This is a genomic window from Microvirga terrae (assembly GCF_013307435.2).
GTDB lineage: Bacteria > Pseudomonadota > Alphaproteobacteria > Rhizobiales > Beijerinckiaceae > Microvirga > Microvirga terrae.
This window is the reverse complement of sequence record NZ_CP102845.1, coordinates 2,406,228-2,419,682: the sequence shown is the minus strand read 5'-3', so window position 1 is coordinate 2,419,682 and position 13,455 is coordinate 2,406,228. Positions and strand designations below refer to the sequence as shown.

The following is a 13,455-nucleotide window of genomic DNA, read 5'->3' as shown; positions in this document are numbered from 1 at the left end:
GCCCGGGTAGGTAACTCGGATTAGCCGTCCGAGACTGTACGGCGATAAGCGGATGTTAAGGACACGTGGCGACAGTTCTCGGGCGGACTGACCCCGCGTCAGTCCTGATCATTCCGGTTCTCGCCCATCATGAAGCCCCCAACCGACGTCAAAGACCGGCACCTTGCCAGCCGGCAAGGTGCCGTCTTCGCCTTGGCCGATATGGTGCTCGTCGTCACATCGATGGGCGTCATCAAGCAGGCCGGCGCCACGTTTCCCGCCATCCAGCTCGTCTTCTTCCGCGCCGTCATTGGGCTCCTGCTCATTGCGCCCCTTATCTGGCGGTACCGAGCCGACATCTTCAACAGCCGGCAATTGAGGGGGCATTTCGGGCGCGTTCTGTGCAGCACGCTCGCGCTGACCTGCAACTACGCGGCCACCACTGCCCTTCCTCTGACTCTCGTGAACGTGATCGGCTTCACGCGCCCCTTCGTGATCATGGGACTTGCCGCCGCCATGCTCGGTGAGAGGATACTGCCGCGGCACTGGATCTCGTCCCTCATCTGCTTCGTCAGTGTGCTGTTCATCCTGAAACCCGGCTCAATGAGCTGGGACTGGGGGCTTGTGGCAGCTTTGGGCATGGTTCTGTTCGGCTCTCTGAGCGTCATCGAGACGCGCCGCCTGACCGGTGAGCATGCGGTGGTCCTGATGGTGTTCTACACCATCGGTCTCGCCGTTCTGACGGCTGTTCCGGCTGCTCTCGTCTGGGTCACTCCGCGGCTGAGCGACCTCCCCGGGTTCCTCGTGATCGGCTTGCTTGCCCAAGTAGGTCAATTCTGCTTCCTGCGCTCCCATCAACTGGCCCAGGCGAGCATCCTGGCTCCGCTGAGCTATGTGGTGATCGTCTTCTCCGCCATGGCCGATTATCTGTATTTCGGCATCGTCCCGACGTTGCCTCTTGTGATTGGCGGCACTGTGATCATCGCAGCCGCTCTCGCCGGCACGCAGGTTGGCGGATCGCGGCGCTGAACCGCCGCCGCGCTTTCGCGAGGTCTCGCTTGTTTGTTGGTGGAAGCCCGACCATGTCGCCTCCAGATAGCGCAAAAATTTGCATTTGCACCAGGATTGCAAGTTCCGCTGCGTTGCGCAAAAAATCCTTGCAACGAACAAGTGGTGAGAGGACATGACGAGAGCGAGCCTCAGCCGTCGACCACGCCAGACGGACATCGCCCGTTTTGCCGGTGTCTCGGTCAGCACCGTATCGCGCGTTCTCGCGAACGAGCCCGGGATCAGCACGAACGTGCGGGACCAGGTGATCCGGATCGCGTCCGAACTCGGCTACAACGTCCGTCCGGTACCGAGCCCTCAGCCGCAGAACCAGCGCTCGGTCGCCCTCATCCCGGTCGACCAAGCGACGGGCGGTCTGGGCGTGTTCTATGAGGGAATTCTCAGCGGCCTTCGGGGAGCCGCAGCCCGTTCCGGCGGCACCCTCCTGCCGCGGCTCGTCCGTTCCGCATCTTTAAAGGTTTCCGAGTTGAAGCAGACCCTGTCCGAGACCGAGGCGGCGGGTGTCTTCCTGGTCGGAATCGATCCGCCGGACGACCTGTGCGACTGGCTTTCGGATTCCGGGCTTCCGACCGTGTGGGTCAACGGCAACGATCCCAGCCTGCAGTTCGATTGCGTGTCGCCGGCCAATTTCTACGGGGCGCGGCTTGCGACCCAGCACCTCATCGCCGCCGGGCACCGGCGTATCCTTCATTTCACCATGTCGCACCGGCATACGATCCGGGAGCGCGTCCGTGGCTTCGAGGCGGCCACCGCGAAGGCCGGCGTGGCCACGCGGATCGTTCAGCTGCCGGCGACCGCCCCGCGGACCAGCACGGCGGCGTGCGAGGCCATGGAGGCGATTCTCCTGGAAGATGAAGGATTTACCGCCGCTTTCTGCATGAACGACATGATGGCGGTCGGCATCATGGAAGCTGTCACCAATCACCATCTCTCGATCCCTCAGGATTTCGCCGTGATGGGATTTGACGACCTGCCCTGCGCGTCCATGACCACCCCGCGCCTGACCACCATGCAGGTGGACCGGGAGGCGATCGGCCAGGAGGCCTATTACCTCATGCAGCGGCGCATCGCTGATCCGGGAGCCGATCCGCGCAAGGTCGAGCTGGCCGTCCGGCTCGTGGAGGGCGCGACGGTGCAGGCTCTTTCCAAGACGTCCGCGGACGGGGAGCTTCCCGCATGACCTATACGCCCGCCTATGCCAATCCTCTGGCGGCCAACCCTCTCAGGACGAGAGCCGATGTCGAGCAGGCGCTCCTGGACCTCTTCGACCCGCTTCTCCCTGCGTTTTCGGAAGGCGGCGCCCGGGTGAGCCTGAGCGCCACGGCGGCCCATTTCGACCAGGCGGCCGCCGATCTGGAAGGCTTTGCCCGGCCGCTCTGGGGCCTGGCTCCCTATGCCGCCGGCGGCGGAGCCTTCCCGCATTGGCCCCTCTTCGCGAAAGGCCTCGCCAACGGGACGGATCCAGAGCATCCCGAATACTGGGGCAAGGTCACCGACCGCGACCAGAGGATGGTCGAGCTGGCGGCGCTCGGATTCGCGCTCCGGCTCATCCCCCAGCACCTGTGGGATCCCCTGGACGAGCGGGCGCGGAGAAACGTGGCGACCTACCTGCTCGAGGCGCGTCCTCTCCTTTTCGCCGACAATAACTGGAAGTTCTTCCGGGTGATGATCGACCTCGGTCTCGAGCGCGTCGGGGTCGATTTCGACCGGAGCCTGACCGAGCAATACCTCCAGGAGCTTGAGGCCTTCTATCTCGGCGACGGCTGGTACCGGGACGGCAACGTCCCCAGGGTCGACCATTACATCCCCTTCGCGATGCATTTCTACGGGCTGATCTACGCGGCTCTGGCGACCACCGACGGGGAGCGCAAGCAGCGGTTCCGCGACTGGGCGCGCCTGTTCGCGCCGAATATCCGGCACTGGTTCGCGGACGATGGCGGCACGCTCGTCTTCGGCCGCAGCATGACCTATCGCTTCGCCTGCGCGGGGTTCTGGGCCGCCCTGGCCTTCGCCGACGAGGAGGCCCTGCCCTGGGGCGAGGTGAAGGGCTACTACCTCCGTCATCTGCGCTGGTGGGGCCAGTACCCGATCACGGACCGGAGCGGCGTGCTCACGGTCGGGTTCGGCTATGCCAATCTGCTGATGTCGGAGAACTACAATTCGGCCGGCTCCCCCTACTGGGCCTTCAAGGCCTTCCTGCCGCTGGCCCTGCCCGCTTCGCACCCGTTCTGGACCGCCGAGGAGGCGCCCGCTCCCGCCTTTTCGGAGCCTTCGCCGCAGCCGGAGCCCGGCATGGTGATGATGCACACGCCCGGCAATGTGGTCGCCCTGTCGTCCGGCCAGGAAAACCTGCAGATGCGGTTCGGCAGCGAGAAATACGCCAAGTTCGCCTATTCGTCCCGCTATGCCTTCAGCGTCGAGAGCGACGAGCGGATCTTCGAGGGCGCGGCGCTCGACGGGATGCTCGGCTTCAGCGACGACGGCCGGCATTTCCGGGTGCGCGAGACCAACGAGGAGGCCCTGATCGCCGGGACGATCCTCTATGCCCGCTGGCGGCCCTGGGCCGACGTTGAGGTCGAGACCTGGCTCCTGCCGGCCGCTCCATGGCACATCCGGGTCCACCGGATCCGGACGCCGCGTCCGCTCGCCACCGCCGAGGGCGGCTTCGCGCTTCCCCGGGCCGACGCCTACCGGAAGCTGGAGACGATCGAGGAGCGCACGGGCGCCGCGCGGGTGGTCGGGGCGGCCGATATGAGCGGCATCGCGGATCTTGGATCATCGATTGAGAGACGAGGAGTCGCGCTGAAAGCGCCTCCCAACACCAATCTGCTCCACCCGAAGACCTTCGTGCCCCAGTTGCGCGGCGAAATCCCAAACGGGGAAACGATTCTGGCGACCGCCGCCCTGGCATTGACCGATCGGTTCGATGCCGGCCGATTCTGGCAGGAGATACCAACCGCACCGACAATCGCGGAACTGGAAGCTCTCATCGCCCGGGACGGCCGCCGGGTCGGCGCCATCGCCTGGAGGACGACGCCATGAACGGCCGCCCCCGCGTCGCCTTCGCCATGGATCCTGTCCGTACGGAAGGTGTCCTTACGTCACCTTTGCTGGACCGGCTGGCCCGGTCCTGCACGATCCTCGACCCGAGCCCGCTCCGGTCCGTGACCGAAGGGCAGGCCCCGGCTCTGCTCCGGCAGGCGGAGATCCTCGTGACCGGCTGGGGCTGCCCGGCCATCGGGCGCGACATCCTCGAGCTGGCGCCGAACCTCAGGCTGATCGCCCATGCGGCCGGCACGGTCAAAGGCTTCCTGTCGCCGGACGTGCTCGAGGCCGGCATCGCGGTCACCCATGCGGCGGAGGCGAATGCGATCCCGGTCGCCGAGTTCACCCTCGCGGCGATCCTGTTCGCCAACAAGCAGGTGTTCCGCTTCCGCGACCTCTACCGGGCGGATCGGAACCGCTCGCGGACGTTCCCGCTGACCGCGCAGCCGGTGGGGAATTTCCGGCGCACGATCGGCATCATCGGGGCGTCGCGGATCGGCCGCCGCGTCATCGAGTATCTCGAGCCCTTCAGCTTCCGGGTCCTTCTGCACGATCCCTATGTGAGCGCGCGCGAAGCGGCCGCGCTCGGCGCCGAGCGCGTGTCGCTCGACGATCTCATGCGGCTCTCGGATGTGGTGTCGATCCACGCGCCCGCCCTGCCCTCGACCCAGGGCATGATCGCGCGCCGGCACCTGGCGCTCATGCGCGACGGGACCACGCTCATCAACACGGCGCGCGGCATCATCGTCGATCAGGACGATCTCATCGACGAGCTCAGCACCGGCCGCATCGACGCGATCATCGACGTGACCTATCCGGAGGTGCCGGAGGAATCGTCTCCGCTCTACGATCTGCCGAACGTCTTTCTCACGCCGCACATCGCGGGCGCCATCGGCAACGAGCGCGAGATGCTCGGCGAGTTCACCGTCGAGGAGATCGAGCGCTTCGTCGAGGGACGTCCCCTGCTCTCCGCCATTACCCCGGCCGCCCTGGAGACGATGGCATGACGAGGTTCCGGCCCGGCCTGTGCTCGGTCACGTTCCGCACGCTTGCGCCGAGGACCGTCGTCAGGCTCGCGGCCGAATGCGGCATCGCGGGGATCGAATGGGGCGGCGACGTGCATGTTCCTCCCGGGCAACCCGACTTCGCGCGCCACGTCCGGCGCCTGACGGAAGATGCCGGCCTCTCGGTGATCTCCTACGGATCCTACATCGCGCCGCCGAGCGACGACGAGCAGGCCTTCGCGACCGTGCTCGAAACCGCGCAGGCGCTCGGCGCTCCCAACATCCGCATCTGGCCCGGATCGCGCAACCGCGATTCCGCCACCTATTCCCCGGACGAGCGCGCCCACGCGGCCGCGCTGATCCGGCGCATGGCGCGGCTCGCCGACGCGGTGTCCGTGACCCTCGGGCTCGAGTACCATCCCAATTCGCTCACCGATGAACGCGCCTCGGCGCAAAGGCTCATGGCGGAGATCGACGACCCGAACGTGTTTCTCTACTGGCAGCCGCGCCCGGGCCTTCCCCTCGACGAGGCGCTCGACGAATTCCGCGCGGTCGGCTCCGACACGTCGCATGTCCATGTCTTCGCCTGGGACCGCGAGAAGACGCGCTATCCGCTGGCGGACCAACGCGATTACTGGACCGAGATTCTGACCAACGCTCCCGCCACACGCTGGCCGGGCGAGCGTTTCGCCATCCTGGAATTCGTCCGGGACGACAGCCCCGAACAGTTCCGGGCCGATGCGGCCGTGTTCCGTCAAGTGTTGGAAGAAGTGCAATTGTCGGAAGAAGACAAGGCGCGCCCGCCTGGCGCCGCCTGACTTCTATAACGACACTCCGGGGGGCGCGCTTCTCGCCACCTCGCGAAGAATAGATCCAGAAGCGACCGGGAGGAAACCATGAAGAATGATGTCAATCGTCGTACGTTGTTGAAATCCGCCCTCGCGCTCGGCGGCGCTGCTGCCGTCGGCGCGCCGGGCCTGAGCTGGGCGCAGGGCGAAGGCGGCCGGCTGCGCTGCACCTGGTGGGGATCGCCGGACCGCGCGCGGCGCACAACGGAGGTGGGCAAGCTGTTCCAGGAGCGCACCGGGATCGAGATCGCGGGCGAGCCCGTCGGGGCCGATTACTGGGCCAAGATCGGCACCCAGATGGCGGGCCGCAACATCGCGGACGTGTTCCAGCTCGAGCCGAGCAGCCTCGCCGACTATGCCGGGCGCGGCGCCGCCAAGCCCATGGACGAGTTCGTCGGCAAGCAGCTCGACATCTCGAGCTTCGGCGACAAGATGGTCGATCTGTGCCGGGCCAACGGCAAGATCTACGGCGTGGCGCTCGGCCTCAACTCGTTCTCGCTCTTCTACGACCAGACGGTGTTCGAGAAGGCCGGCATCAAGCCGCCGACCCACGAGACCACCTGGAAGGAATTCGCCGACATGGCGGTCGACGTCACCAAGGCGGTGGGCCGGCCGGACTATTGGGGCGCGCCCTACGGGGCCCGCTATCACTACGTGTTCGACGTGTGGCTGCGCCAGCGCGGCAAGCGCCTCTACACGGAAGACGCCAAGCTCGGTTGCACGGTCGACGACGCGAAGGAGTGGTTCGCCTATTGGGAGGACCTGCGCAAGCGCAACGGCTGCGTACCGGCCGACGTGCAGACCCTCGACCAGAACCAGATCGAGCGCAACTCGCTGGCGCTCGGCAAGTCGGCCATGGGCCTCACCTATTCGAACCAGCTCATCGGCTACCAGCTCCTGACCAAGAACAAGCTCGGGATCACCATGGTGCCGCAGGCGGGCGGAGGCGCGAAATCCGGCCACTACTACCGGCCGGCGCTGATCTGGAGCATCGGCTCGACGACCAAGCAGGCCGACAAGGCCGCGGCCTTCATCAGCTTCTTCGTCAACGATGTCGAGGCCGGCAAGATTCTCGGCGTCGAGCGCGGCGTGCCCATGTCGCCGAAGGTGCGCGAGGCGATCCTGCCGAGCCTGAACGAGGTCGAGCGCGCCACCGTCGACTACGTCAACCTCCTGGCCGACAAGGTGAGCGACTACCCGCCGCCCGTCCCGATCGGCGCCGTCGAGTTCGACAACAACGTCATGCGCAAGGTCGCCGACCAAGTGGCCTTCGGCCAGATGTCGATCGCGGACGCGGCCCAGCGCATCGTCGAGGACGGCAACGCCGTGCTGCGCAAGGTGAACTGAGGCGTCTGCCACTGCGCGCCCCACCTCTCCCCGTCATCACCGGGACAAGCCCGGTGATGACGTCGCGGGTGGTCGAGGCCGGTGACCACGTGGCGGGGTCCGGGGCCACCCTCGGCTGACACCGACGCCCGACCGTGGCACACTGACGGCGGGTGGAGACACGTCCGATGGCGCAGACCGTGACGGTGTATTTCGCGACCAACCGCATGCCGCTCACCGAGGGGAGCCCCGACAACATCGTCGGTTTCGGCTCGGAGCTCGGGCCCATCGACGGCACGGCGGTGCGGTTCGGCAGCGCGCAGGCGAGCGTTACGACGACGGGATCGCGCTTCGTGCCGGGGTCGCTCTACGTGGCGCCGGAGCAGCTCATCGGGCCGGTGATCCGGCGCGGCAGCCGCGACATCTTCGAGAAGCTGCGGCAGGACATGCAGGAGGGCGGACGGCCGACCCTGGTGGTGATCCACGGCTTCTCGAACACCTTCCAGGAGGCCATCGAGCGCGCCGCGTCGATCCTGACCTTCTACGGCATCGACGCCAACGTGTTCGCGTTCTCGTGGCCGTCCATCGGGACGCTCCTGCCGACGCCCCTGCCCTATACCGACTACTTCCACGACCGCGGCACCGCCCGGGCCTCGGGGGTCGCCATCGCGCGCACCATGCGCATCCTCTACGACTTCATCGATTCCCTGCCGCGCCGGGACCTGTGCCGCCAGCCGCTGCACCTCATCTGCCACAGCATGGGCAATTACGCGTTCCGCTACGCGGTGCAGGCCCTGATGCTGGTGCCCCAGGGCGAGCCGCGCGAATACGTGCGCACGGTCGATGCGCCGGCGACGGACATAGAGGAGCGTCCGCTTCCGGCCCTGGTGGCGCTCCCGACGGAAGCGCCCGATCCCAACCGCCTGCGCCGGACCTTCGACCAGATCGTCCTGGCGGCGGCCGACGAGGACGAGGACGCGTTCGACGATCCCAAGGAGCTGCGCTACCTGCCCCGGCTCGGCAGCCGCGTGACGGTCTACCACACGCAGAAGGACTGGATCCTCTCGACCCTTAGCTCCGTGACCAAGTTCAACGGGCCGCGCCTGGGCGTGGACGGGCCGGACAACATGGCGATGATCAGCGACAAGGTCACGGCAGTGGACGTGAGCGACGCCATCGATCCGGGCCACGATTTCCAGAGCCATCAATATTACCGGCTCTTCCCGGCCGTGCGCGACGACATCGTGGCGGTGCTCGCCGGCGAGCGGCAGGACACCATCGCCAACCGCGAACGCACCGACACCCAGCGCTACCGCCTGAAGGCCCCGTCCCGAACCACGCGGCGGCGGGGGCGGTAGGCGACGGTGCGCAACAGCGCACCCGACGACAACCCACTCACGTCATGGCCGGCCTTGTGCCGGCCATCCCGATCCTGAAAGGCGCGACGCCTCGGACCATCGAGATCACCGGGACAAGCCCGGTGATGACGTGGAGGGTTGGGTTGATCCGGTGATGACATGAGGAGGCGGCTCGCGCCTCACCGGTTCAGGCGGCGTCCATGGACGAGAAATTGCCACGCTTGCCCGCCACCGCCGCAAGTTTGGCCATATGTCGCTCTAGCGTTTCACCTCTCGCCGCCGGACCGCGCCACGGGTCGGCGGCGTCCTCAGGGAGCGACACGGCCATGACCGGGTTTACCGTCAGATGCCTCGGGCTGCTCGGGTGCTGGCTGGCCCTGTCGGTCGCCGTTCCGGCGAAGGCCGATCCCTTCTTCGTCCGGGTCTATGGCCGCACCTACAAGATCGATCCCCGCTATCCGTCCGAGGAGCCCAAGGGCCCCAAGCCCCAGGACGCCATGAAGGCCCTGCCCTCCGACCTCGGCAAGGGGCCGGGCTTCAGGCCGTCGCACGAGGAGGTTCTGGCCGAGGTGGAGGAGCGGGTCTGGATCGCCCGGAACCAGCTCGACACCAAGCTCGACGCCGCCGCCGGCGGGCGCGGCGGGCGCAACGGGGCTTCGGACCCGAAGACGGCCCGGCAGGAGATCACCGGGTCGCTGGCCGAGGGCAACGGCCAGGGCCGCTCGCCGGAACTCCAGACGCTCTACGACCGCCACCGGGCCCTCAACCTCCTGGTGCGGGAATTGCGGCGCTCCCTCGACCTGCCGGTCCGCACGCCGGATTCGGGCTTCTCCCGGCCGAAGCTGACCCCGGAGATCGAGGCGAGCTTCCGGGCCCAGAACTTCGACCCCTACGCGGCCTATATCGGCTTCCGGCGCGTGAAGGCGGCGTTCCGGTCGAACGATCCCGAGCTTCTCGCCCGCACGGCGCATTACCCGGTGACGGTGACAGGAAAGGTGCGGCGCACGATCCGCACCCGGGAGCAGCTGATCGCCGCGAGGGAGACGGTCCTGAACCAGGGCGTGCGCGACGCGGTGGCGAAAACCACGTTCGAGACCGTGTTCGTGCGCGACAAGGGCATGATGCTCGGCGACGGCGCGGTGTGGATCACGAACGACAAGACCGGCTTCGGCCTCGGCGCCGTCCAGGTGGAGTGAGGGCCGCGTCGGCGACGAGCGGGTCCCCTTTCGGGTCCGATACCCTAGATAATGCACAGGTCTGTGGATCCGATGGTCCAGCTTGGCCGTTATGCCTCAACTTGGCCGGGTTGCTCCGGCACCGTTACCCATGACGACAGACGACCAGTAAGGAGATCGGAATGACAAGGGGCTGGCACTTTGGGATCGCGGCCGTCACGGCCCTGGTGACGCTCGCCGGAACCGCCCACACGGCCAATGCCGCGCAATGCGGCAATTCCGCAGCCGGCTTCGAGCAGTGGAAGCAGGATTTCGCCCCGGAGGCCCGGGCCCGCGGCATCGGACCGACGGCCATCTCGGCCCTCATGGACACCGATTACGCGACCGCCACGATCCGGGCCGACCGCGGCCAGAAGAGCTTCCGGCTCTCCCTCGACCAGTTCATGGCCAAGCGCGGCGCGAACGTGATCGTGTCGCGCGGGCGCTCGCTCAAGCAATCGAACGCGGCCCTGTTCGCGTCCCTCGAGCAGCGCTACGGCGTGCCGCCGGGACCGCTCATCGCCATCTGGGGCATGGAGACCGCCTTCGGCACCCAGCGCGGCAACCAGCACACGCTCTCGGCCGTGGCGACGCTCGCCTACGATTGCCGCCGGTCGGAGTTCTTCACCGACCAGCTCTATGCGGCGCTCACCCTGATCGACCGCGGCATCCTCGCGAGCAATGCGCGCGGCTCCATGCACGGAGAGATCGGCCAGACCCAGTTCATGCCCAAGAACATCCTGGCCTATGCCAATGGCGGCAACCTCGACCGAACGGCCGACGCCCTGGAGGCGACCGCCAACTTCCTCAAGGCCCATGGCTGGCGGGCCGGCGCGGGTTATCAGCCCGGCGAGCCCAACTTCCGGGCCATCCAGGCCTGGAACGCCGCCTCCGTGTACCAGCAGGCCATCGCGCTGATCGGCCAGCAGATCGACGGCGGAAGCCGCCGGTCGGCGGAGCGCTAGGGCCGACGCACGCGTTCAGAGAAGCGGCAACCTTTCCACGTCATGGCCGGGCTCGTCCCGGCCATCTCGATTCGAAAAGCTCCGCGCCTCACGAAAACGGGATCACCGGGACGTGCCCGGTGATGACGTGGCGGGTGTCGGATCCGCGCCCTATTGCTTCGCCGCCGGCGGGGTCGGCTCGCCGAGCGACAGCATGAGCCGGTTGGCCCAGTTGAAGAAGGCCGCGCCGTTGATCACGTCGATGATCTCGCCGTCGTCGAGGCCGGCATTGCGCAGGGCCCCGATCTGCCGCTCGCCGAACGCGATCGGCGTATCGGTCAACGCCACGGACGCCTCGACGATGGCGTTCCAGCGCGGGTCGATGTCCGCCTCCACGCCCTCGTCGAGCAGGCGCTGGATGTCGGCGCCGCGCTTCGAGTACTGGGTGGCGAAGCGCGAATGCACGGACGCGCAGAAGATGCAGCCGTTGGAGCGGGACGTGGCCGTGGCGGCGAGCTCGCGCTCGGCGCGGGGCAGGCCGTCGCGCGTGTTGTAGAAGATGTCCTTGTCGGTCTTGGTGCGGGCCTGCAGCACGTCCGGATCGCGGGCGAGCAGGAGGAAGTACGGCGACTTCGCCCGCGAGGCGTCCACGAGCCCGGCCCAGTGCCGCTCGGTGAGCTGGTCGGCCGGGAACGGCTCGAGCCACGGCAGCCAGCCGAGCTCGTCCTGGGTGAAGGCGACGGGCTCCCGGTTGTCGGGATGCGACAGCGTTGTCTCGGTCATGGATGGCCCCCTCTCAAACGGCGCCGGACGCCAGGACGCCCGTGAAGATCTGCGTGTATTCCGTATCCGTGCTCTCGACCGCCGACGCGCCCGCGAGCGCCCGCAGGCCCGCCACGACGCGGATCTGGAACGACAGGAAGGCCACGAGCTGCGACAGGGTCACGATGTCGGTGGTCGACCAGCCGGCATCGAGAAGCGCCTGCAGGGCGGCGGGATTCGCGTCGCGCGGGTGGAACACGAGGAGATGCGCGTGCTCCAGGCCGGCCGACAGGCGCGCGCCCAGGCTCTCCCGGTTGTCGGCCGAAACCCGGTAGACCGGCCCGTCCTTGTCCTCGACGGAATGCGGGCCTTCCGGATAGCGCCCGTAGGGACCTTCCACGGCCCCGCGGGCGATCTCCGCGTCGATGATCTCGGAGAGCCGCGGATGCCCGAGCGTCTGCAGGGAGGCGGCGTAGAAATCACCCACATGGGGCTGGCGGTGGAGCCCGGCCACGAAGGTGGCGAGCGCGTAGCGCTCGAGCGCCGTGACGGTGCCGGGAACCTCCGGCTCGAACAGGGCGAGATAGCTCTTCTGCGCGTTCTCGCGCGCCTGCGGCCGCTGATCGCGCAAGCGGTCGAGGCTGGATCCCGGCCGGATCCCGGCCAGGTGATCGATGACGTCCGTCGGGGTGGTGCTCATGGGTGTCTCACGGTCCGGTGGATGGATGATGGGAGAGCATCGGACCCAAAAGTGGAAACCACTTTTGGGATCCATCCGATGCTTCTTCTCTTGGCTGGCGCATCGTTCGTCGCGGACCCGGAGGGCCGCACGATGCGCTAGCGCGGGGTTCAGCGCACCAGGGCGACGCGCTTCTCGGGCTTCGACAAAGGCGATTGCCAGCCCAGCGCCGGCGCCACGTCGCTGGCGATCAGCTCGATCGAGCGCAGGATGTCCTCGTGCGGCGGATCGACCGAATGGACCTGGAACACCAGGTCGGTCACCCGCGGCAGGGTGGTGTCGCGGCTCAACGATTCGAGCACGTCCTCGGGGGTGCCCACATGGGTGTCGAGGGCCGTGAGGATGTCGGCGAGGCTGTCGCCCGGGATCACGTGCCCCTTGGCGGCGAAGTCGGCCACCACGCGGCGCAGCCCCTTCTCGGCGAGGCGCAGGGCCTCCTCGCGGCTGTCGGCCACGAAGAGCGAGCGCGACGCCACGATGCGCGGCTCGCGGCCGTCGGGCAGCGCCTCGAGATAGGCGTCGATGATCGGATGCTGGAGATCGGGCAGCGTGGCGTGCGGCGCGTCCTTCGGCCGGGGCTGCGTGCGCGACAGCATGAGCCCGTCCCCGGCCTTGCCCGCCCGGATGCCGCCGCCGGCCGAGAAGGTCGCCTGCCAGACCCGGTCGTCGAGATCGGGCGCCACCGGATAGAGCGAATCCCCGCCCTCGAGGCTCCCGCCCGTCCAGGCGTTGCGCAGCACCGCGAGGTGCCGGTCGTAGATCTCCGACCGGCTCGCGCTCTCGAGCCCGAAGGCCGTGAAGGACGACGGGGTGCCGCCCGTGCCGACGCCGATTTCGAGGCGTCCGCCGGACAGGAGGTCGAGCACCACCGCGTCCTCGGCGACCCGGATCGGGTTCTCGAGCGGCAGGGTGATGATGCCCGTGCCGAGGCGGATCGTCGAGGTGCGCGCCGCCACGTGGGACAGGAACACCAGCGGGGCCGGAAGCCCGCCCTCCGCGGCGTGGAAATGGTGCTGCGCCACCCAGGCGGAATCGAACCCGTTGCGCTCCGCATGGATGATCTGCTCGGCCGCGAGGCGGTAGCGCTCGCCGGCGCTCGCGTCGTCGAGAAGCCGGGTGAAGAACCCGAGCCTCTTGCGCTTCGAGGATGCTGTCATGGCTTTGCTCC

At 67.8% G+C, this 13,455-nt stretch carries 12 protein-coding genes; 9 read left to right on the top strand and 3 right to left on the bottom strand.

Annotated elements, in window-relative coordinates:
- The first annotated feature begins 129 nt into the window (after window positions 1-129).
- The 9 genes from HPT29_RS11515 (at window position 130) to HPT29_RS11475 (ending at window position 10,807) form a co-directional block, all read left to right on the top strand.
- Complete coding sequence (locus tag HPT29_RS11515) at window positions 130-1,008, top strand: DMT family transporter (protein WP_173950275.1); 879 nt, start codon at window positions 130-132, stop codon at window positions 1,006-1,008.
- A gap of 154 nt (window positions 1,009-1,162) precedes the next feature.
- On the top strand, window positions 1,163-2,227 hold the full coding sequence (locus HPT29_RS11510) for a LacI family DNA-binding transcriptional regulator (protein ID WP_173950274.1): 1,065 nt from the start codon (window positions 1,163-1,165) through the stop codon (window positions 2,225-2,227).
- Window positions 2,224-4,089 carry a DUF2264 domain-containing protein gene (locus HPT29_RS11505; protein ID WP_173950273.1) on the top strand — a complete coding sequence of 622 codons (1,866 nt, stop codon included), beginning with the start codon at window positions 2,224-2,226 and terminating at the stop codon, window positions 4,087-4,089. The genes HPT29_RS11510 and HPT29_RS11505 overlap by 4 nt, the downstream gene beginning before the upstream one ends.
- A complete protein-coding gene (locus HPT29_RS11500) occupies window positions 4,086-5,099 on the top strand; it encodes a hydroxyacid dehydrogenase (RefSeq protein ID WP_173950272.1) in 1,014 nt (337 codons plus the stop codon). The genes HPT29_RS11505 and HPT29_RS11500 overlap by 4 nt, the downstream gene beginning before the upstream one ends.
- Window positions 5,096-5,914, top strand: a complete 819-nt coding sequence (locus HPT29_RS11495) for a sugar phosphate isomerase/epimerase family protein (RefSeq protein ID WP_173950271.1) — start codon at window positions 5,096-5,098, stop codon at window positions 5,912-5,914. Before HPT29_RS11500 ends, HPT29_RS11495 begins: the two co-directional genes overlap by 4 nt.
- A gap of 78 nt (window positions 5,915-5,992) precedes the next feature.
- Complete coding sequence (locus HPT29_RS11490; RefSeq protein ID WP_173950270.1) at window positions 5,993-7,291, top strand: ABC transporter substrate-binding protein; 1,299 nt, start codon at window positions 5,993-5,995, stop codon at window positions 7,289-7,291.
- A 167-nt stretch (window positions 7,292-7,458) separates the two neighbouring features.
- A complete protein-coding gene (locus tag HPT29_RS11485) occupies window positions 7,459-8,628 on the top strand; it encodes an alpha/beta hydrolase (RefSeq protein ID WP_173950269.1) in 1,170 nt (389 codons plus the stop codon).
- A gap of 326 nt (window positions 8,629-8,954) precedes the next feature.
- Entirely contained in the window at window positions 8,955-9,824 is an 870-nt protein-coding gene (locus HPT29_RS11480; protein WP_173950268.1) for a hypothetical protein, read from the top strand.
- 161 nt (window positions 9,825-9,985) lie between these two features.
- A complete protein-coding gene (locus HPT29_RS11475) occupies window positions 9,986-10,807 on the top strand; it encodes a lytic murein transglycosylase (RefSeq protein ID WP_173950267.1) in 822 nt (273 codons plus the stop codon).
- A 150-nt stretch (window positions 10,808-10,957) separates the two neighbouring features.
- On the opposite strand, the gene HPT29_RS11470 is transcribed toward HPT29_RS11475, so the two are convergent.
- From HPT29_RS11470 to HPT29_RS11460, 3 genes are all read right to left on the bottom strand, one after another.
- Entirely contained in the window at window positions 10,958-11,569 is a 612-nt protein-coding gene (locus tag HPT29_RS11470; protein ID WP_173950266.1) for an alkylhydroperoxidase domain protein, read from the bottom strand.
- 13 nt (window positions 11,570-11,582) lie between these two features.
- On the bottom strand, window positions 11,583-12,248 hold the full coding sequence (locus HPT29_RS11465; protein WP_173950265.1) for a CMD domain protein: 666 nt from the start codon (window positions 12,246-12,248) through the stop codon (window positions 11,583-11,585).
- A gap of 149 nt (window positions 12,249-12,397) precedes the next feature.
- Window positions 12,398-13,444 carry a putative FMN-dependent luciferase-like monooxygenase gene (locus HPT29_RS11460; RefSeq protein ID WP_173950264.1) on the bottom strand — a complete coding sequence of 349 codons (1,047 nt, stop codon included), beginning with the start codon at window positions 13,442-13,444 and terminating at the stop codon, window positions 12,398-12,400.
- Window positions 13,445-13,455: the final 11 nt, after the last annotated feature.